Here is a 21,096-nt window from a genome sequence, read left to right on the forward strand (position 1 = left end):
AATGATTCTTATTAACCCTTGAATAAACATTTTTTGCCTCAATATTATTTTCTATTAATAGAAAATATCAATGTACATAAGGTATCGCAACATGACTAACCCATTATTAACAAATGCACCATTACCCCTATTTTCGGAGATTAGGCCAGAACATGTTTTACCAGCCATACAAGAAACATTAAAAAATAGCCGAAATACGATCGAAACAGTATTAAAACAAAACAGCCAATATACTTGGGAAAATTTAATTCAACCAATTGATGAAGTGGACGAAAAATTTAGTCGTGCATGGTCACCTGTTAGTCATCTAAACTCGGTCAAAAATAGCCCTGAATTACGCGAAGCTTATGAAGCATGTTTACCACTTCTTTCTGAATTCAGTACTTGGGTTGGTCAACATAAACCTTTATATCAGGCATATAAACAACTTAAAGAAAGTGAACAATACGCCAAACTAACTAAAGCTCAGAAAAAAGTTATTAATAATGCCCTACGTGATTTTGAATTATCAGGCATTGGGCTGCCAGATGAAAAACAAAAACGTTATGGTGAAATTGTTGCGAAACTATCAGAATTATCATCAACCTATAGCAATAATGTATTAGATGCAACTATGGGATGGTCAAAATTAATTACGGATGTTAAAGCCTTATCGGGTCTACCTGAAAGTGCCCTTGTCGCAGCCCAAGAACAGGCTAAAGCTAAAGGTGAAGAAGGCTGGTTACTTACTTTAGATATCCCAAGTTATCTTCCCGTGATGACCTATTGTGATAACCGTGATCTACGATTTGAACTCTATCAAGCTTATAATACCCGAGCATCTGACCAAGGTCCAAATGCTGGCAAATGGGATAATACTAAAATCATTCAACAAATTTTGACATTACGCGATGAGCTTGCTCAATTATTAGGATTTAAGACCTATGCAGATCAATCACTTGCGACCAAAATGGCAAAATCTACCACGCAAGTAATGGAATTTCTTACCGACCTAGCTTCTAAAGCCAAACCACAAGGCGAAAAAGAACTTGCTGAACTTAAACGTTACGCTTACGAATTTTTCGGTGCCAGTGATATACAACCATGGGACATCGCTTATTACAGCGAAAAACAAAAACAGCACCTTTACACCATCAATGATGAAGAGTTACGACCATATTTCCCAGAGCAACGTGTAATTAGCGGTTTATTTGAAGTCGTACATCGAATCTTTGGCATTACCGCGAAAGAGCGCAAAGGTGTTGATGTTTGGGACCCTGAAGTTAAATTCTACGATCTGTATGCTGCTAATGGTGAATTAAAAGGTAGCTTCTATCTTGATTTATATGCTCGCGAACATAAACGTGGTGGAGCTTGGATGGATGATTGTATTGGTCGTATGCACTTTGCGGATGGTCATACACAAAATCCAGTTGCTTATTTAACGTGTAATTTTAACCGACCTATTGGTGATAAACCTGCGTTATTTACCCATAACGAAGTCACTACCCTATTTCATGAATTTGGGCATGGTTTACACCACATGTTAACTGAAATTGAAGTACCGGGTGTTGCAGGTATTAATGGTGTACCTTGGGATGCGGTAGAATTACCAAGCCAATTTTTAGAAAACTGGTGCTGGGAGCCTGAAGCACTTTCGTTTATATCTGGACATTATCAAACTGGTGAGCCATTACCAAAAGAGATGCTAGATAAAATGTTGGACGCTAAAAACTATCAAGCAGCATTATTTATTTTACGTCAATTAGAGTTTGGCTTATTTGACTTTACGTTACACAGTCAGAAAGATCCGGATATTTTAGAAACACTTAAAAAAGTACGACAACAAGTAGCTGTGGTTCCAACGGTTGAATGGGGTCGATTCCCACACGCTTTCAGTCATATTTTTGCAGGTGGTTATGCTGCTGGTTACTATAGTTATTTATGGGCAGAAGTATTGTCGGCTGATGCATTTTCACGATTTGAAGAAGAAGGTATCTTCAATACTAACACGGGTAATGCTTTTCTTGACAATATCTTGTCACAAGGTGGCAGCGATGAACCAATGACGTTATTTAAAAATTTCCGTGGTCGTGAACCACAACTTGAGGCATTGCTTCGTCACTATGGAATTAAGTAATACAGATACTGCTCAGCTAAAGTTATTTGCTGAGCAGTGGTTGGCCACGCATACCGATCTGCCGTTCACACTTGTAAATCAAAACAATCAACTCGAATTACAAAAAAACGACGAACCAAAATTAGGCTCAATATGCGTCAATTTTGTATCTGGCGCTATGGCACATCGTCGTCAATTTGGCGGAGGACGAGGTGAAGCGATTGCCAAAGCGGTTGGCGTCAAAGGTGAGTATTTACCAACGGTTGTAGATGCCACCGCTGGACTGGGTCGCGACGCATTTGTACTTGCCGCTATTGGTTGTCATGTCACTATGTTTGAACGTCATCCTGTTGTTGCTGCACTGCTAGAAGATGGTCTACGGCGTGCTTATTTAGATGAAAATATTGGTGCGTGGTTACAGCGACATTTACGTTTGATTTATCACTCAAGTATTGATGGATTATGCACTTACACTCAAAAACCAGATGTGGTCTATCTTGATCCTATGTTTCCTCATCGAACCAAAAGTGCACTAGTCAAAAAAGAGATGCGCATATTTCAACAATTAGTGGGCAGCGATGATGATTCAGACAGTTTGCTCGAGCCAGCAAGACAGTTAGCCAACAAAAGAGTGGTGGTTAAACGTCCTAGTTATGCACCTTTTTTAGCTAACCAAAAACCAACAGCAGAAATTAAAACGAAAAATCACCGTTTTGATATTTATACCCCTTTAAAGTAATACAGGAATATTCATAATTTATGCGATTAGATAAGTTTCTTGCTCATCATCTCGGCATCAGTCGAACGATTGTTAATAAAGAATTAAAAGCGAAAAAAGTCACGGTCGACGGTGAAATTATTAAATCAGGTGCTTATCAATTGTCACCCGAACAGATAGTTGAATATGATGGTTATGAGATTACACCTGTGACCAATAACCGCTATTTTATGCTAAATAAGCCCCAAGGTTATGTGTGTTCAACTGATGATCCGGATCACCCCACAATTCTTTATTTTATTGATGAGCCTATGCCTGAAAAACTTCATGCCGCGGGTCGATTGGATCTTGATACAACCGGATTGGTATTATTGACTGATGATGGTAAGTGGTCACATCGCATTACTTCTCCTAAACATCATTGTGAAAAAATCTATTTTGTGACAGTTGAACGCCCATTAACCGCAGATCTCATTGAAATTTTTAACAATGGAATTCAATTAAAAAGTGAGAAATCACTAACTAAACCAGCTAAATTAAATATTATTGATGATTTCCATGCGGAGCTTACCATTAGCGAAGGACGATATCATCAAGTTAAACGTATGTTTGCGGCTGTAGATAATCATGTGGTTGCATTACATCGTAAACAAATAGGTAATATTAAGGTCGATATTCCTGAGGGTGAATACCGTCCCCTTACCCAAGATGAAATCAATTCGTTTAATCAAAATTAAGATACTTAACAAATTTAAATACTTTAAGTATTTAAACGAAGAATTAATATTTCAAAATCTCTTACAAAATTGCATGTAACGTTATCGTTTTTTAAATAACACATTAATTAACTTTCAGGTTAGAACAGATACAGGACTTACTAGGTGCAAGATCAACATTTACAGTTAGGAATTAATATTTCCAAAAAAAAACTGATTTTAATTCTTGGATTATTATCTATGTTAATGCCATTATCCATAGATATGTATCTACCCAGCATGCCAACCATTGCGCAAGATTTTAATGTAGCCGATGCAACGGTACAACTTACTATTAGCTGTTATTTATTAGGATTTTCTTTTGGACAACTTTTATTTGGCCCTATTACTGATAGTTACGGACGGCGTTACGTTTTAATTGCGGGTCTAATTATTTTTATAGTTGCCGCATTAATTTGTGGTATTGCATCGAATATCAATCAATTAATTACCGCGCGCTTTTTTCACGGTATTGCTGCCGCTGCAACATCAATAGTAATTAATGCATTAATGAAAGATATTTATCGTGATCGCGATGAATTTTCTAAAATGATGTCATTTGTCATGCTGATATCCAATGTTGCTCCACTCCTTGCACCGATTATTGGTGGATTTATTCTATATTGGTTTAATTGGCAAGCTAATTTTTACACTATCAGTCTAACGGCACTAATTGGGCTGGCTTTAGTTATCACCTTTATTCCAGAAACATTATCAAAGGCAAAACGATCTAAATTTAGTTTTACCCGTATTTTGAGTAATTTCATTACGTTGTTCCGTCATGGACAAGTATTAGCTTATATGATGATAGGCGCCTTTGCTGGTGCAGGTTTATTCTCATTTTTAAGTTTGGGACCTTTTGTTTACATGAACCTGCATGGTGTTGCATCCACACATTTTGGTTATTACTTTGCACTTAATATTGTTGTTATGGTGTTTATGAATACCCTAAATAGCCGTTTGGTTAAACATGTAGGTTCATTTAAAATGATGCAGTTAGGTCTTTTTATCCAATTTGTCATGGCAATTGGACTTATGATCGTGACATTATTTAATTTAGGTTTCATCTATTTAGTTATCTGTATTGCTGGATATATTGGCTGTATGTCAACCATAGGTGGAAATAGTATGGCTATTATTTTAGATTTTTACCCACATATCGCAGGAACGGCCTCTTCACTTGCTGGCACAATTCGATTTGCAGTAGCGGGAGCCGTTGGTATATCACTATCATTCTTGGTCTCAAATCTTACAACAGTAACGACAGTTTCAGACAATAGTTCTGAATGGCTAATGACAGGCTCCATGGTTTTATGTAATTTTCTGGCAGTCGGTTTATTTTTAAAAATCAGAAATATTAAAAGGAAATAACGATGATCTATCGATTAGGGGATTTATGTCCACAAATTCATGAACATTGTTTTATTGCCAAATCGGCTGATATTATTGGTAATGTGGTTTTAGAGCAAGGAGTATCGATTTGGTTTAATGCTGTCTTACGCGGTGATATTGCACCAATCTATATAGGCAAAAATAGCAATGTGCAAGATAATTGTACGGTGCATATTGAAACCGATATACCCTGTATTGTGGGTGAAAATGTAACGATTGGTCATAACGTTATTCTTCATAGTTGTCACATCGAGGATAATGTTTTAATCGGTATGGGAAGTACTATCTTAAATAATGCGAGAATTGCTAAAAATTGTTTAGTTGGCGCCAATTCATTAGTGACACATTCATTACCTTATGAAGAAGGTTGTTTAATTATGGGGTCACCAGCCAAAATTATTCGCAAACTCACTGAAGCTGAAATTGCTGCTAATAAACAAAATGCTCTAAATTATGTTCAAAATGGACAAAAATTTAGCAAAACTCTATCACCGATTGATTAATACCAACAAGAATAATGATGCTTTAGGGTTTATTCACTCTGTGAGAGGGTGCAATTTATGATAAAATGCTAACAATTTTAACTGTTGCAATTGTTTAGGTACGTACTTGAAAAAGTCAAAAACAACAAGAAAACAGATAATCACTCAATTCATTTTACTGGCAATTATAGGATTATCGGTTTGTCTATTTTTATCCTTATATTCTTATAATCCATCTGATCCTGGATGGTCTCGTACTGCATGGCACAATCCAATCAGTAATTATTGTGGTATCATTGGCGCCTATGTTTCAGATATTTTATTCCAATTCCTAGGTTTTATTGCTTTCAGTATCCCTTTTATCTCGATATTCTTTAGCTCACAAATGGTGGTCTACTATTATCGTAACCCCAATGCTCCTATCAATTACTTTAGTTTGTCATTTCGCATTATTGGTATTTTAGCGTTTATTTTCAGCAGCACAGGTTTCTTTGCTTTAAATATTCGTGATGCAGAACAATTCAATGCTGGAGGATATTTAGGTGCAATTGTAATTGAAAGTCTTTTACCGGTAATGAATGCCCTAACCACTTCATTGGCATTATTAATTACCAGTCTTGCCTGCATCACTTTATTAACTGGATTATCTTGGTTTTACTTAATGGAAAAATTAGGTGCTTTGGTTATGTGGCTCATTACGCCATTCTCAAAGTTAATTTTATCACGTAAAACCAACCAAATAATAAATACCAACCAACAATCCGATAAAGAGTTATCCGTTGTTGGCAAAGAACAAGAACCAAAATTAACTATGCCTCTTGATAGCGAGACGGTAAATACAGATACCGCTCAATCAACATCAATCATAGCAAGTGAAGAAAAAATACAGCATGATATTAATACAGATAAAGCTGAACAACGTGTCGAATCCAACAACCTTAAGGATGATGAGACACTCATCAAAACGGCTGAACAATTATTACAAGAACTTGAAAAAACAACCACAGATCAAGTCAATTCAACCAATCAAGCAACTCGTGATGAGTCTAAAAAAGAGGCTGACTCTAATGATATTTTAGCTCGTATGGAAGTAATCATAAAAAATATGAATGAGCGAAAAACATCATCTGACATGCAATCAGATAAATCTGAAGAAGTGCAAGCTTTGGAAGAAAATAAATATACAATTTCTGATGCACCGAGCAAACCTTTATTCACATCAGGCTATCAAGCACCTAAAATAGAGCAAACCCAAGAAGTTGAGTTAACACCATTTGAGCCTATCAGTGAAATAACACCACCAAAAGTTAATCTTTCAACAACAATTAATGATCAAAATGAACATGAAGAACTTAAAGAAAAAGTCATTGAAAGAGAACAACCTTATGATGTTGATATTGAATCGCTAAAAAAAGCGAACCCTGTTATTGATGATATCTATCTAAATGAAGAAGAGATTGACCAGATTGAAGAAATACCGCAATCTCCTACTTTTACGGTTGAAGCAGAGCCAGTAAATGAAGTTCAAGTTAATGAAGATAACGATGAAAATAATGAAGAAGAAAGCGAAGAAGATGGCTTAATCCACCCTTTATTAAGACGTAATGATAAACCTTTGCCAAAACCAACAACCCCTTTACCATCGTTAAATTTGCTGACGGCACCGCCTACTACGCGAATAGAAATCGATCATTCAGCGTTAAATGCAACGGCCAATCTTTTAGAAAAAAGTTTATCTGATTATCGAGTGAAAGCGAGAGTCGTTGACTATTTACCGGGACCTGTTATTACTCGCTTTGAAATTGAACTTGCACCAGGTATCAAAGCGGCACGCATCTCAACATTAGATCGTGATTTAGCTCGCTCATTATCCATGCCATCTGTACGTGTGGTGGAAGTGATTCCGGGTAAACCTTATGTGGGAATTGAGTTACCCAATAAAAATCGCCAAACAGTCTATTTTAGAGATGTGCTTGATAGCCCTCAATTTAGAAATGCACAATCACCACTTACCGTTGTTCTTGGTAAAGATATTTCGGGGCAATCTGTGGTTGCTGATTTAGCTAAAATGCCTCACCTACTTGTTGCAGGTACTACGGGGTCAGGTAAATCGGTTGGTGTTAATGCGATGATCTTAAGTATTTTATATAAATCAAAACCTGAAGATGTAAGATTTATCATGATAGATCCAAAAATGCTTGAGTTATCCATTTATGAAGGTATACCACATCTATTAACCCAAGTTGTTACTGATATGAAAGATGCAGCTAATGCACTTAATTGGTGTGTCAATGAAATGGAACGCCGTTATCGCCTTATGTCAGCGTTTGGTGTACGCAATATTGCAGGTTATAATGATAAAATTAAAGAAGCAGAAAATATGGGTAAACCAATCCCAGATCCACTTTGGAAACCTACTGACAGTATGGATCTAGACAGACCAATGCTGGAAAAACTGCCTTACATTGTCGTTATGGTCGATGAATTTGCTGATCTTATTATGGCGGTTGGAAAAAAAGTGGAAGAGTTAATCGCTAGATTAGCACAAAAAGCAAGAGCTGCAGGTATCCACTTGGTATTAGCCACCCAGCGACCATCGGTAGATGTGATTACCGGTTTAATTAAAGCTAACATTCCTACCCGTATTGCTTTTACTGTATCAAGTAAAATTGATTCGCGCACCATTTTAGATCAGATGGGAGCAGAATCATTGCTTGGTATGGGTGATATGCTTTATTTAGCGCCGAATAGTTCTATTCCAATTCGTGTTCACGGCGCATTTGTCCGTGATGAAGAAGTACACGCTGTGGTGCAAGATTGGAAAGCGCGTGGTACACCAAAATATATTGAGAATGTGACCGTAGCGACCGATGACGGTGAAAATGGTAGTTCGGATATGTTTCAGGAAGAACTCGATCCACTATTTGACCAAGTGGTGGATTTTGTCGTTGAAACACAAAGAGCATCAATATCTAGCGTACAACGAAAATTCCGTATTGGTTATAATAGAGCAGCCCGAATTGTTGAACAAATGGAATCGGAAGGCATTATTAGTCCTCCTGCCCATAATGGGAATCGTGAAGTACTTGCAGCACCATCCCACAATAATTATTGATTTTAATAAATAAAAAGTACGCCAACCATTTTGTTCAATGAGTTGGCGATATCCAAACATTACGTCACAAACAAATGATTTTACATCATTGCCTATAGGTAATAATTGATAATGAGTGATTATTCACAGCAAATAGCACTATTAGAACTTGAACTTAAAAGTGATAATAATCAATGTATACCCGCACAATTAGCGACAAAAGCATTAATAAAAGAGGTCTGTTTATCGCCAAAACCTGGATTGGTTGATATGAATAATAGCGGTGCACATCGTGATATGGACTTCCAAACTTTTGTTCAAAGTATCAAAGCAATCAGTGTCTGGTTCGAACGTTTTTATCAATATGGTAAAGCATCGGCTTTGCAAGATAACCAACAATTTTTAGCAGGCATTAGACCGATTGGTATTGAGTGTGAGCAAGCAATGTACCAAGCAACAAATCAAGTCAATACTCACAAAGGCGGTATTTTTGCTTTTGGACTGCTACTAGGTGCAATCGGCAAATTAGAACAACTAGGCTTAACAATCAATACACAAAATATTTGTGATCAAGTTTCTGCTATTTGCCAAGGAATCGTTACCAATGAACTTAAGCAAAATAATTCAACCACTTCAATAGGTGAAAAACTTTTTAAACTTCACAATTTGCCCGGTGCCAGAGGTGAAGCTGAATCAGGTTATGCAACGGTTCGCACTATCTCACTGCCTATCTATCGAGCAATGAAACATAATGGCTACAATGAAGAAACATGTTTACTGCAAGCAATGTTACATCTACTTGCCTATAATCAAGATACTAATTTAGTATCTAGAGGCGGTTTAGACGGATTAAATTTCGCTCAACATGAAGCGAGAAAACTCATTGAACAAGGTGGAATGACTGATGCTAATGGTCTTGAACGGTTAAATCAGTTAGATGAAGAATTTATAAAACGCAATCTAAGTCCCGGTGGTACAGCCGATTTAATTGCGATTACTTGGTTTTTAGCACAATATTAATTGAACGTTATTTATATTTAGAGCTAAATATTTGGCTAATTCATAGCATTCAATTTTCCATTCTGAAAAACATAATATGGCTATTAAAAGATATTTATTATCACTATGATTTTATTGTTCTGTTTGAGCAATAAAAGCAATAAAAAATAGCCCCCAAAACCGCTACAATCGCCAAACAAAAATATGCCGTCGTCATTGAATATAGCAGACTAACATAACCGACAATGATTGGAAAAACCGTCATACCTAGTGCATAAATAGCTTGAAACAGACCCATCGCTGTTGAACGAGCATAAGAAGGAATATCTGAAATCGCTTCAAAAGTTAATAGTGAAAATAGTATACCTGTCCCCATCCCTGGAATAATTTGCAACAGTAATATGAGATAACTTGATGATAATTGCGGTATTAAAACACAATAAAAGGCAAGCATAAGAAAAGAGAGGATGATCCAAGATGAGGTGCTTAATTTGGTTATCCAGCTACTTGCTCCAACTTTTGCAAACAATACAGATGACAGCATATATACAATTGAAGATAGACCAATTAAAGCAGAGTTGGCACCAAGTTCACTGAGTATTTGGTTTGTAAAAGACATGGTTGTGGACATTTGTATGCCCTGCTGAATTAAGGCCAACAGAGAAAAAAATAGCAGTTTGGGATCTAAAAAAACCTTAAATAAGTTTTGAAAGCTAAACTGATGATGAATTCTTTCAGGATATTTAAGCCTAATCGCCAAAATAAAAGCGATAAATCCACTTAAGCAACTTAAAAGACAAATAAACCTCATTCCAAAAGATTCAAAGAGTAACGTACTGGATAAAAATGCTAAAAATACGCCTATATTATTTACCATAATAATAAGACTTGTTGCATAACTTTTTTTGGATTTAGGATAAAAACCTAAGAATAACACCATAAATGAGATCCATGTTGAACTAGCAATACCCGAAATAATATTACCAATAAAAAATCCCCATCCATCGGATTGGATTATGCGAATAACAGATGCAAAACCAGCTAAAAAAGATCCCAACACTATAAATACTTTATGCTTTTCTTTCACATTAGCAATTAAACCAACGGGTAAACGTAACAGTAATTGTGAAATACCATAAGCACTCACAACCATACCAATAAAATTAGTTGAAAGATTTATGGCTGCAAGATAAGGTGTTTGATAAGGGATATAAACGTATTGTGCATACCAAAAGAAAAACACAATACAAAGTAATAAATACGATTTTTTTTTCGCTGTTTTCATTAATTATAATTTTAATCCTTACAATCCTTAAGGTTAAAAATATATCTAAATAAAATATTTAGCAACAATTCAAATCAATCTTGTTTAACTTTTTAAACTGTGTTAGCTTGAGTAAAGTTAACCCAATGGTAAAAAAAGTGTTATCACCAAAAATAATACGATCAAATATGCATGATGATTGTTGTTTTAGTATTAACAACAACTCTAGTATGTTTGATCTTTTTTTTACCGAAAATTAACCACTGTTAACGTAATGGAGAAAATAATGGACTATGAGAAAATTGCACAGCAAATATTACAATTGGTCGGAAATAAGCAAAATATTATCAGTGTAAACCATTGCTTTACTCGATTACGGTTCCAACTAAAAGATAATAACAAAGCTAATCGTGAAAAATTATTACAAACTGAGGGGGTCATTTCTGTTGTAGAAAGCAGTGGGCAATATCAGGTAGTCTTAGGTAATAAAGTCACAAAAATTTATGACGCACTTTTACCACTTATTGGTGAAATAAACTCAATAAAACAAGAACAACCAAAAGTTTCAATAGGTATTAAAATACTCAATGCTTTTGCCGCCATTTTTACCCCGATTATTCCAGCAATAGCCGCATCCGGTATGCTAAAAGGGATCTTAGCAATTGCGGTTATAATTGGTAATTACTACTCAACGGATATTAAAACTTATAATACTTATATTATTTTACATGCTGCATCGGATGCGGTGTTTTACTTTATGCCTATAATTTTAGGTTATACCGCAGCCAAAGTATTTAAAGCGCATGAATTTATCTCAATGATTATTGGCGCAACCCTATGTTATCCCTCCATTGTGAGTTTAATGACAAGTAAAAGTGAAATCACCTTTTTTGCGATTGAACTAACCAAAGCCAATTATACATCAAGTGTTATTCCAATCATTATTGCCGTTTTTATTTTAAGTTATATACAAAGATTTTTAGAAAAAATCATTCCTGAAGTATTAAAAATTATCATGGTGCCTACATTTTCACTACTCATCATGATCCCCGCCACATTACTTATTTTCGGGCCAATTGGAATCTACATTGGCGAATTTATAAACTGGATCTATTACTACATTATGGGGGTTAGCCCTATCTTATTAGGTGCTTTTATTGGTGGTGTATGGTGCATTTTAGTTATATTTGGCGCTCACCGTGCAATTGTGCCAATTGGAATCAATGATGTAGCGCAAACAGGCAGGCAAAATCTTCTTGCATTTGCAGGTGCCGCTAACTTTGCGCAAGCTGGTGCGGCTTTTGGCGTATTTTTCAAAACTAAAAATAAAAATCTTAAAACGGTGGCCGCATCGGCAACGGTTACTGCTCTGTTTGGCATTACTGAGCCAGCAATTTATGGTGCCAATTTAAGATTAAAAAGACCGATGATCTGCGCCGTCATTTGTGGCGCAATCGCAGGGGGCTTAATGGGTTGGGGAGGCTCCTATGGTAACGCATTTGCTAATCAAGGAGTATTAACAATACCGGTGTACGCAGAAGCAGGTACAAAAGCATTCTTATGTTATTTAATTGGCATAGGTTTTGCTTTTTTTGGTTCATGCATTATGACGATGATTGTTGGATTTAATGATATACCAAATGAAGAAGCGTCAAAAACAATGCCAACAACGTCCAGTACACAATTAACTTCAGATACCGCTATTGTGTCGCCGGTTGCTGGTGAGGTGATTGCTTTAGATCAAGTCAAAGATGAAGCATTCGCCTCAGGTGCAATGGGAAAAGGAATCGCAGTTTATCCTAAAATGGGTGAAATCGTTGCCCCTGAAGATTGTACCGTTACGGCACTCTACCCTACTTTACATGCAATGGGAATAAAATTAGATAATGGTATTGAACTGTTAATTCATATTGGTATTGATACGGTTAACTTACAAGGTCAATACTTCCAATCTTATGTACATACTGGTCAACATATTACTAAAGGTACCAAATTAGTTTCATTTGATATTGATAAAATAAAACAACAATTTGATTTAACCACATCAATTATTGTGGTTAATTCCGAACAATATAAAAATATAGAATATTGTCAACAAACTCAAGTGAGTGTTACGGACAATTTATTAGTTATTCACGTTTAGAGGTTTAGATATGAAAGCTTTTGCTAAGGATTTCTGGTGGGGAGCATCATCGTCTGCTTTTCAAATTGAAGGTGGATGGGATGCAGATGGCAAAGGAATGACTGTTGCCGATTATAATTCATTTCAACGCTCTGCTATACAAGCCGACAGTAAAGTCGCCAGTGATTTTTATCATCATGTTGAAAGTGATATTGCGTTATTTAAAGAGTTAGGACTAAAAACTTATCGCTTTTCTATATCATGGGCTCGTATTATTCCCGATGGCGATGGTGAAATAAATCAAGCAGGAATCGATTTTTACAATCGAGTTATTAACGAATTAATTAAAAACGATATTATACCTTTTATTACGCTCTATCATTTTGACTTACCCTTTGCCTTGGTTGATAAATATAATGGTTGGCAAGATCGTCGCTGTGTTGATGCATTCAGACGTTATGCTCAAGTCTGTTATAAAGCATTTGGCGATCGAGTTAAGCATTGGCAGATTAATAATGAACAAAATCTGATGATTCGTGTCAATGAAAGAATGAATATGTATCAAGTTGCACCTGAGGATATTGAAAAAGTTCGTGCACAAATGGATTATCATATGTTTGTTGCCCATGCAATGGCAACCAACGATTGTCATGCTTTAATTTCCGACAGTAAAGTTGGGCCTGCAGTTTCATCCACGATGACCTATCCTGCAAGTAACAAACCAATGGATGTATGGGCAGCGAAAATGAACGATAATTTCAAAACGAATTACGCACTGGAAATGTACTGTTTTGGTGATTATCCTAACTATTATAAAAGCTACCTAACTCGCTGCGGAATCTATCCTAATACCCATCCTGAAGATGCTGAAATATTAAAACAAGCAAAACCTGATTTTATTGCTGTAAATTATTATCGAACTTTGGTTGTCAGTTATTTACCAGAGGACGATGCACACCCATTTGGTACCAAAGAAAAAGATATCGATTTTGACCTTTACGGTTACTTCAAAATCGAGAAAAATCCAAATTTAGTTGCTTCAACTTATGGTGCGCAAATTGACCCTATGGGATTACGCCTTGTACTAAATGAATATTATCGCCAATATCGTTTACCATTAATTATTACTGAAAATGGCTTAGGTACTCCCGATACATTAACTGCTGACAATAAAGTACATGATGATTATCGAATCGATTATATCAAATCCCATATTTCAGCTTGTCATGATGCAATTGAAGATGGTGTTGAACTATTTGGATACTGTCCATGGTCAGTCATTGATTTATTAAGCTCACATCAAGGTTTTAAAAAGCGTTATGGCTTTGTTTATGTTGATCGTGATGACCATGACTTAAAAACCCTTAATCGAATAAAAAAAGATAGTTTTTATTGGTATCAGCAAGTCATCAAAGACAATGGCATTAAAGAATAGTTAATACACAATATAAAGATGGGCTTTAAAAAAGCCCATCATAACTCATATTAAATATCATTAATTTACTAAATATGTCACTTTATGCGCCTCGGTCGGTAATGGCACTTGCCATTTAGAAAGCATTTGTGTAATTTTCTTATTCGGTAAGCTAGTATCTCGGCTTGAATTGCGTTGATATAATGTTTTTTCTGGCTGCTCAAGATAAACTATTTCAACCTCTGCATGATAAGCATAAAGCAAATCCAATGCTTTTTGGCGCATATCTCGTGATAAATGAGTAGCATTCCAAATAAATGATTGATTGTCTCTTAAATATTGTTTCACTTTAGCTAATACAAATTGGATCACTAATCCTTCATTTTGACCATGCTTTAATTTCAGTTCACTCCTTGCGTCATCATATGAGGCAACCGGTAATTGCGGATAATGTTTACTTATCCAACTATTTTTACCTGATGCAGGTAAACCCGACAATAATATGACTTTAGGTCCTTTCTGAGGATACAAAGCATAATCAGGCAAAACATTGCCTCCTCGAAAATAGTGTACTCTGGTGTAATCATCTATAAATTGCCGAGATTGATATAAACACCCTTCTTCCAAAGCTAATTGTTTAAAGAGTTCAACTTCATCAACCATTCGAGCTTTATCAGCACTGATACGACCGAGTATATCGGCTTTAGCTTGCATGCATAACATCCAGACAGGTAATTCCCATGAAAGCCGATGAATTAACCATTGCGGTGATTTATTATGACTATCATCACTTAATGCATAAAATGGAACCTGATGCACATCAATAATCCGACAAATCCTTTCTCTTAACTCAAAATCAATGCCCAATCGCCATAATAGTATTCGACTACTAATCGCCCCTTTTTGGGAATGTCTTGGTTGTGAAATTCGACCACTTAACTCATCAATGATGGTCGTTTCTGGTTTGGCAATATCATGTAACAAAGCAGTCATAAATAACACAAACTTTTCATCATCGGAAGATTTTGCAAACTCATCTTCACCTATCAAGGATCTTAATACCATTTGAGTATGAATCCAGACATTTCCCTCACCATGATAAGTAGGATCTTGTGGTGTCATCATCAATTTATTCAACGCAGGTATACATTCCAACCACTGGTCAAAGTTATCTTTGCTGATACTGTAGGCGATCTCTTGTTGTAACTGCGAATAACTCATAAATCACCTCCAAATTTTATGCTATCATTCCAATTTATCGTTATTTGTGGCGTATAAAGCTCAGCTTTTTTAGCTAATTGATTAGGAATAAACGGTTGCTGTAAATGGTGTTGACCCGCATCTAAAATAGATTGAACAAAATCTTGTCTTACCCATTTTAAACGTCCCGTTGTGGTATACTCTGATTCAATTTTCAAATATAAACCCTCCATCAAATCCGAGTTATCACACTGTTGCCAAGCCTTATTCAAATCAATTTTTTCTTGAGCAACAATTTTCTCAAAACAACTTTTCCAATCGTTTGTTTTAGCTAAAGAATATTTAACTAATGCTAATAAGTCACCCAATCTTTTCGGTGCGATTCCCGAATACAATACGGGAACAGATAAAATAGGACCATTAGCCAATAATTGATGACGTTTTTGGGTTGATAAAAAACAGTTATTATGTCTATCCCAAATATCAAATTCACAAAAATAGTGTGGTAATGCATCATAAAAAATAGAGTGTTTTTTATGTAACCATTCACCATACATAATATAGCGATCTTCTAAACGTTCAATTAACCAGCTTTCATGGACGGTTGCCCAATGTTTAAATAGATTAAACTGACGTTCTCGACTGCCCCCTATTAAGTAATGACCGCGTGATTGTAATAATAGCTCACCACTCTCTGAAAAACTGATTGCACAGTTAGCGCCATCGAGTTTTTCTTCAACCACAATATATTGCCCTATTAATTGATTATAGGGTAGCTGGCCATGCTCACTATCACCCAATTGCAAGCGCGAACTTTCCAAATGTGGAGTACGTGGGTATTTAATTAATTCTAAGTTTTGAATATAAGTTTCCATTGTCATTTTGTTTTCTCCGAAAAATTAGGGAAAACCGACAAGGCGAAGATCTATAGATTGAACTGCAACGTAGGAGCTTTAGAAAAAGCTAAAAGACAATATAATAGAAGATACCATGTCGGCATTAAGATAAAGTATTGAATACAGGCATTTTGCCACCTCACAAAAAAATTAAATATTAGACTAAAAAAACGGCGCCATTATCATTTTAAGCGAATATATTGTCAAGTAAAATTAGATTTTTTATACACGCAATAAGTGTTAAGATTCAAAAAGATGATTACCATTGATAAATTGTGGGGGGTTATATGGAAGTCGAAATTGTACTATTCCCAATGACGTATTTAGCCATTATTGAACATTATGGCGCACCCAAGTTAGAACATGAATCAGTAAACAAACTCATAAAATGGCGACAAGAAAATCAACTTTTAGATGATAAATATAGAAACTACGGCATTCATTATACTAACCCTAACACTACGCCACCTGAAAAACATCATGTTGATTTCGGTATCTCTGTTGATGAACTTATTACTAAAAACATTTATGGAGTGATAAATAAAACGATTCCACAATTTCGCTGTGCCAAAGCCAGAAATATAGATTCGAGATATCATAATCAAGCAATTATTTATTTACTTGAAAAATGGTTACCAAACAGTGGAGAAAACTTGGGAGATTTTCCCCCAATTTTTCATTATGTTAATGTCGGTCCAACTGTAAAATCTGAACAGATGATAACGGATGTTTATTTACCTTTGTTAGATAAATAATGCTTATATAATATTAATTAGTTAGGTGAATAATCCGCACCAAAATAACGTTGACTAATTTGTGAAAGTTCACCACTGCTAATAATTTTTTGAATACCGTCATTAATATCCTGAGTTAATTGTTCACCTTTCGCACTTTTACTAATTAAAAGATAACTAAACGGTGAAGCAATGCGATCTTCATCTTCTTTAGTGAGTTCAATTATTTTAAGATTAAGATGATGTTCACTAATAAATTGAGAAAGCATCACTTTATCAATTAATTGAAAATCATATTGGCCACTTTCAACATGCTGTAAAACAGGTAATAAGTCGGCTTCACTGTAAACGATTTTTACAGGATTATTAGCGTTTTGCTGATTATAAGTTTCTAAAGCAGTGGCATAATTTAGTCCTGGTGTTACCTCTGTTGACATTCCATTTAGATCATGAAAACTATTGATGTTATTATTGTTTTTAGCTACAGCGATAACATATTGATTTTTAAAAATGGGATCTGAATAAAAATACTTTTCCTTACGTTTCTCATTCATTGCATAATTATTGGCACCAACTTGATAACGTTGTGAATCAAGTCCAGCAAGCACCGATGGAAACTCAGTTATTTCGAAATTAATTTCATATTGTGGTAATTTTGCAAATATAGCCTTAACAACATCTATATCATAACCCGTTAAATCACCCTCATCATTTATTGTTGTAAAAGGACTTGGTGCGCCTGATGTTGCAATTGTTATCTGTTGTTTTTTAGAACTTTCAGTATTGTTATTTTGATCATCACAACCTGTTAAACACAAAGTTGCTAAAAACAAAAAACCATACCATTTGTTTAAATTCATAACACAAATCCTCTTTAGTTTGATATTGTTAAACCTATAGTTAAGTGGGTTATATTAAATAAATCCCATTTCTTTCATTTCATGACGATGATCTTTTTGATATATCGCCATGCCTGTTTTCATCAGGTCAAAACCTAAATTTTTATAAAACTCAACTGTTTGAGGATGGGTATAAAGAATAATATTACAATCCTTAACTTGCTCGATAAGTTTATCGACAATTAACCGACCATATTGCTGTCCATGTAAGTATTTAGCTAAGGCAATGTTATATATTGCCGCCTGACAAATACCATCTGATAATGCTCGCCCCACACCGACAACACGATTGTTATCTAATAAAAATACCACTGCATAACTATTTCGAAATACCTGTTCTTGTGTTTTAGCATCTAAAGTGCTTAATCCATAAAATTTCAGTAAATCAGCAACTTCCTGCCAATTTATACCCTCACAGTGTTGTTGAATAGTAATATCCATTACGACCTCTTAACTGATTAAATTTCATAATCCATTTGCATAGCAGAATAATATCTGGATAAAAAATCTCTTGTTCTTTGTTGAACAGGATTTAGAAATACTTTATCAGGCGAGCCATCTTCAATAATCTGTCCTTTATCTAAAAATAAAACTCGCGTTGCAATATCATGTACAAAACTCATTTCATGAGAAACTAGAATCATCGTTATACCTGATTTAGCAGCCATTTTTATTGTTGCTAATACTTCACCAACCAGCTCAGGATCTAATGCGGAAGTTGGTTCATCAAGTAATAAAACTTTAGGGTTCATCGCTAATGCCCTAGCAATAGCCACTCGTTGTTGTTGGCCGCCTGAAAGTTGTTTAGGATAGTGATCAACTCTATCAGCAAGACCAACTTCAACTAATTTTTCATACGCAATCTGTTTGGCTTTTTCTTTAGGATATTTTTTTACAATTACTAATCCTTCCATCACATTTTCTAATGCATTTTTCTGAGGAAAAAGGTTAAATTGCTGAAAAACCATAGCGGTTTGCTGGCGAAATTTAACAATTTGATCTCGTTTAAATTTGCTTACATCAAACGATAGCTTATCAATACTAATATTACCTGATTGTGGTTTCTCTAATAAATTAAGACAACGAAGAAATGTTGATTTTCCTGCTCCAGATGCCCCTATAATGGCAACAATTTCATGAGGTTGAATATGAAGATTTATGCTGTTCAAAATACAATTACCGTGAAAAGATAACGTTAAATTATTAACATGAATCATAACCATTTTCCTTTTCGGTAACTGGGTGTATTTTTATCATCGCTTATCGTCAATCGCTTTTCTAAATATTTAACAAGTAACTCAATTAATATGGTTAATGCCCAATAAATTAATGCAAGTGAGATATAAACCTCAAAATAGCGATAGCTATGACCCGCTAATGTTTTACCCCTCCCGGTCATTTCGGTAACGGAACAAACAAAAGCAAGAGAAGTACCTTTGAGTAAGCCAATTAAAGTATTTCCTAAATTAGGCAGCGCCACAATAAAAGCTTCTGGAATAACAATTCGACGTAATAACTGACTATAGGTCATTCCTAATGATTGTGCTGCTTCAATTTGTCCTTTATTCACCGATTGTAATGCCGCGCGAATTGTTTCAGAATTATAGGCAGCTTCGTTAAAAGAGAAAGCAATCAATACAAATAACATAGGTGGTAATCCATTCATATTGAAATTTGTATCATAAAAATAATTAATATAACGTAATAAAATTGGAATTCCATAAAAGCTTAGATAAAGCTGTACCAACAATGGCGTTCCTCTTATAAATGAAACAAATACCGCAGCAATTTGTGTTAAAACCGGTATTTCATTCATTTTAATTACGGCAATAATTAAACCCAATATTACGCCAAGTAACATCGAAAAAATCGTAATAAAAAGCGTTACTGGCAAATAAAGGAGCAATGTGGGTATTTGGGTAAAAATCAATCCAAAATCAATTATATTTGGCATCCGCATCTATCCCAATATTAAAGTTAGTTAACTGAACTAAATTGTTTATCTCGATTATGTGGCGTTTTCCAATTACTCGTATCTGGCCCTAACGGCAAGATATCATAAGGATTGTGAGCATTATTACCTAAGAAATAGCCTTTTTTTATCGCATCAAAATCAGTGGTCTCACCAAATGCAGGTATTTGATAGAGATCTCGCGCATATCCCCATAAATTAGGATAGTCGATAATTCTATTTCGATTAGTATTAAAAGCGGAATAATAGGCTACATCAAATCGGGCTAGCGTAACATATAAGCGAATATCGGAATCGGTAATCTTATCGCCAAAAAGATAACGGGATTGACTTAATCGTTGTTCTAATTGATCTAATTGGTTAAAAACAAGATGGTAAGCATGTTCATAGGCTTTTTGTGTCCGGGCAAATCCAGCTTTATATACACCATTATTTACTTCATGAAATATGACATCATTTAATTCATCAATTTCAGTACGTAAATGTTCAGGGTAAAGATCAGGTGCACCAGCTTTGTGAAAAGGTTTAAATACGGTTTCCCAATAGTTGGTCAATCTAAAATAATCATTGTTAACCACTTTGCCCGTTTTTACATCAACTACGGTAGGAACTGTTGCTCGTCCACTGTATTCTGGATCTGTTTTAGCGTAAATCTCTGGTAAATAGCGAATACCTAAAACAGGATCAACACCATTAGGATCGAGCGAAAATTCCCAGCCATGGGGTGTGCGGATAGGGGAAACTTTACCAACACTAATGACATCCTCTAAACCCAATAATTTAATGGCGATCATCTGACGATGAGCCCAAGGACAAATTGCCGCCCAAATTAAACGATAACGACCTGATTCTACCGGTAATAAACCTGGTTCATTACCAAATGGAGTGTCGAATCGGTTAGTTTGACGTACAAAGGCGCCATCTTGGTTTATTTCATTATTTTCTGTAGTGACTACTTTTCCTATAGACATACGCTTACTCCTAATATTTGGTACTGCAATTGAAACTTTCCAACAGTTGGATTTATTCAATCTAGCATCAAATATTTAGCGGTTAA

At 35.3% G+C, this 21,096-nt stretch carries 18 protein-coding genes; 10 read left to right on the top strand and 8 right to left on the bottom strand.

What is annotated here, in order from left to right; translation table 11 throughout:
• Positions 1-91: 91 nt before the first annotated feature.
• The 7 genes from prlC to citG all read left to right on the top strand — a co-directional run bounded on the left by prlC (position 92) and on the right by citG (position 9,559).
• Complete coding sequence (gene prlC, locus H3S88_RS04970) at positions 92-2,119, top strand: oligopeptidase A (protein WP_198226867.1); 2,028 nt, start codon at positions 92-94, stop codon at positions 2,117-2,119.
• On the top strand, positions 2,106-2,837 hold the full coding sequence (locus tag H3S88_RS04975; RefSeq protein ID WP_198226866.1) for a class I SAM-dependent methyltransferase: 732 nt from the start codon (positions 2,106-2,108) through the stop codon (positions 2,835-2,837). The genes prlC and H3S88_RS04975 overlap by 14 nt, the downstream gene beginning before the upstream one ends.
• A 20-nt stretch (positions 2,838-2,857) precedes the next feature.
• On the top strand, positions 2,858-3,553 hold the full coding sequence (gene rsuA, locus H3S88_RS04980; protein WP_198226865.1) for a 16S rRNA pseudouridine(516) synthase RsuA: 696 nt from the start codon (positions 2,858-2,860) through the stop codon (positions 3,551-3,553).
• A 144-nt stretch (positions 3,554-3,697) separates the two neighbouring features.
• The gene (locus H3S88_RS04985) at positions 3,698-4,942 is read left to right on the top strand and encodes a Bcr/CflA family multidrug efflux MFS transporter (protein WP_198226864.1); all 1,245 of its coding nucleotides are present in this window, start codon (positions 3,698-3,700) and stop codon (positions 4,940-4,942) included.
• Between the two features lie 2 nt (positions 4,943-4,944).
• Entirely contained in the window at positions 4,945-5,466 is a 522-nt protein-coding gene (locus H3S88_RS04990; RefSeq protein ID WP_198226863.1) for a gamma carbonic anhydrase family protein, read from the top strand.
• Between the two features lie 106 nt (positions 5,467-5,572).
• On the top strand, positions 5,573-8,560 hold the full coding sequence (locus H3S88_RS13400; protein WP_198226862.1) for a DNA translocase FtsK 4TM domain-containing protein: 2,988 nt from the start codon (positions 5,573-5,575) through the stop codon (positions 8,558-8,560).
• Positions 8,561-8,671: 111 nt separating this feature from the next.
• Positions 8,672-9,559, top strand: coding sequence for a triphosphoribosyl-dephospho-CoA synthase CitG (gene citG, locus H3S88_RS05000; protein ID WP_198226860.1), 888 nt, complete (start codon positions 8,672-8,674; stop codon positions 9,557-9,559).
• Between the two features lie 103 nt (positions 9,560-9,662).
• Here citG and H3S88_RS05005 read toward each other — a convergent pair whose 3' ends face one another.
• Entirely contained in the window at positions 9,663-10,823 is a 1,161-nt protein-coding gene (locus H3S88_RS05005) for an MFS transporter (RefSeq protein ID WP_198226858.1), read from the bottom strand.
• Between the two features lie 265 nt (positions 10,824-11,088).
• Between H3S88_RS05005 and H3S88_RS05010 the strand changes: the two genes are divergently transcribed.
• Entirely contained in the window at positions 11,089-12,945 is a 1,857-nt protein-coding gene (locus tag H3S88_RS05010; protein ID WP_198226856.1) for a beta-glucoside-specific PTS transporter subunit IIABC, read from the top strand.
• 10 nt (positions 12,946-12,955) lie between these two features.
• Positions 12,956-14,359 (top strand): glycoside hydrolase family 1 protein, encoded by a 1,404-nt coding sequence (locus H3S88_RS05015; RefSeq protein ID WP_198226854.1) that lies wholly within the window; start codon positions 12,956-12,958, stop codon positions 14,357-14,359.
• Between the two features lie 60 nt (positions 14,360-14,419).
• On the opposite strand, the gene H3S88_RS05020 is transcribed toward H3S88_RS05015, so the two are convergent.
• Together H3S88_RS05020 and H3S88_RS05025 are read right to left on the bottom strand one after the other, a co-directional pair.
• Positions 14,420-15,559 carry an AAA family ATPase gene (locus tag H3S88_RS05020; RefSeq protein WP_198226852.1) on the bottom strand — a complete coding sequence of 380 codons (1,140 nt, stop codon included), beginning with the start codon at positions 15,557-15,559 and terminating at the stop codon, positions 14,420-14,422.
• Positions 15,556-16,419, bottom strand: a complete 864-nt coding sequence (locus H3S88_RS05025) for an RNA ligase family protein (protein WP_198226850.1) — start codon at positions 16,417-16,419, stop codon at positions 15,556-15,558. Before H3S88_RS05025 ends, H3S88_RS05020 begins: the two co-directional genes overlap by 4 nt.
• Positions 16,420-16,721: 302 nt before the next feature.
• Here H3S88_RS05025 and H3S88_RS05030 point away from each other — a divergent pair, with 302 nt between their 5' ends.
• Positions 16,722-17,189, top strand: coding sequence for a GyrI-like domain-containing protein (locus H3S88_RS05030; protein ID WP_198226848.1), 468 nt, complete (start codon positions 16,722-16,724; stop codon positions 17,187-17,189).
• Positions 17,190-17,206: 17 nt separating this feature from the next.
• Here H3S88_RS05030 and H3S88_RS05035 read toward each other — a convergent pair whose 3' ends face one another.
• The 5 genes from H3S88_RS05035 to H3S88_RS05055 are packed head-to-tail and all read right to left on the bottom strand — an operon-like array spanning position 17,207 to position 21,010.
• A complete protein-coding gene (locus H3S88_RS05035; protein WP_198226846.1) occupies positions 17,207-18,028 on the bottom strand; it encodes a transporter substrate-binding domain-containing protein in 822 nt (273 codons plus the stop codon).
• Positions 18,029-18,082: 54 nt separating this feature from the next.
• Positions 18,083-18,508, bottom strand: coding sequence for a GNAT family N-acetyltransferase (locus H3S88_RS05040; protein WP_198226844.1), 426 nt, complete (start codon positions 18,506-18,508; stop codon positions 18,083-18,085).
• Between the two features lie 17 nt (positions 18,509-18,525).
• Complete coding sequence (locus tag H3S88_RS05045) at positions 18,526-19,284, bottom strand: amino acid ABC transporter ATP-binding protein (RefSeq protein ID WP_198226842.1); 759 nt, start codon at positions 19,282-19,284, stop codon at positions 18,526-18,528.
• Positions 19,281-20,021, bottom strand: a complete 741-nt coding sequence (locus H3S88_RS05050) for an amino acid ABC transporter permease (RefSeq protein WP_198226840.1) — start codon at positions 20,019-20,021, stop codon at positions 19,281-19,283. The genes H3S88_RS05045 and H3S88_RS05050 overlap by 4 nt, the downstream gene beginning before the upstream one ends.
• A gap of 23 nt (positions 20,022-20,044) precedes the next feature.
• On the bottom strand, positions 20,045-21,010 hold the full coding sequence (locus H3S88_RS05055; RefSeq protein ID WP_086308393.1) for a glutathione S-transferase family protein: 966 nt from the start codon (positions 21,008-21,010) through the stop codon (positions 20,045-20,047).
• Positions 21,011-21,096: the final 86 nt, after the last annotated feature.

The organism is Gilliamella sp. B14448G11, assembly GCF_016101765.1.
Lineage (GTDB): Bacteria > Pseudomonadota > Gammaproteobacteria > Enterobacterales > Orbaceae > Gilliamella > Gilliamella apicola_N.

Excerpts from the sequence above, each read along its gene's own strand:
- H3S88_RS05045 (WP_198226842.1), bottom strand. The coding sequence starts at position 19,284 with ATGATTCATGTTAATAATTTAACGTTATCTTTTCACGGTAATTGTATT.
- H3S88_RS05030 (WP_198226848.1), top strand. The coding sequence starts at position 16,722 with ATGGAAGTCGAAATTGTACTATTCCCAATGACGTATTTAGCCATTATT.
- H3S88_RS05025 (WP_198226850.1), bottom strand. The coding sequence starts at position 16,419 with ATGACAATGGAAACTTATATTCAAAACTTAGAATTAATTAAATACCCA.
- H3S88_RS05055 (WP_086308393.1), bottom strand. The coding sequence starts at position 21,010 with ATGTCTATAGGAAAAGTAGTCACTACAGAAAATAATGAAATAAACCAA.
- H3S88_RS05015 (WP_198226854.1), top strand. The coding sequence starts at position 12,956 with ATGAAAGCTTTTGCTAAGGATTTCTGGTGGGGAGCATCATCGTCTGCT.
- H3S88_RS04975 (WP_198226866.1), top strand. The coding sequence starts at position 2,106 with ATGGAATTAAGTAATACAGATACTGCTCAGCTAAAGTTATTTGCTGAG.
- H3S88_RS05020 (WP_198226852.1), bottom strand. The coding sequence starts at position 15,559 with ATGAGTTATTCGCAGTTACAACAAGAGATCGCCTACAGTATCAGCAAA.
- citG (WP_198226860.1), top strand. The coding sequence starts at position 8,672 with ATGAGTGATTATTCACAGCAAATAGCACTATTAGAACTTGAACTTAAA.
- H3S88_RS05005 (WP_198226858.1), bottom strand. The coding sequence starts at position 10,823 with ATGAAAACAGCGAAAAAAAAATCGTATTTATTACTTTGTATTGTGTTT.
- rsuA (WP_198226865.1), top strand. The coding sequence starts at position 2,858 with ATGCGATTAGATAAGTTTCTTGCTCATCATCTCGGCATCAGTCGAACG.
- H3S88_RS05040 (WP_198226844.1), bottom strand. The coding sequence starts at position 18,508 with ATGGATATTACTATTCAACAACACTGTGAGGGTATAAATTGGCAGGAA.
- H3S88_RS05035 (WP_198226846.1), bottom strand. The coding sequence starts at position 18,028 with ATGAATTTAAACAAATGGTATGGTTTTTTGTTTTTAGCAACTTTGTGT.
- H3S88_RS05010 (WP_198226856.1), top strand. The coding sequence starts at position 11,089 with ATGGACTATGAGAAAATTGCACAGCAAATATTACAATTGGTCGGAAAT.
- prlC (WP_198226867.1), top strand. The coding sequence starts at position 92 with ATGACTAACCCATTATTAACAAATGCACCATTACCCCTATTTTCGGAG.
- H3S88_RS04990 (WP_198226863.1), top strand. The coding sequence starts at position 4,945 with ATGATCTATCGATTAGGGGATTTATGTCCACAAATTCATGAACATTGT.
- H3S88_RS05050 (WP_198226840.1), bottom strand. The coding sequence starts at position 20,021 with ATGCCAAATATAATTGATTTTGGATTGATTTTTACCCAAATACCCACA.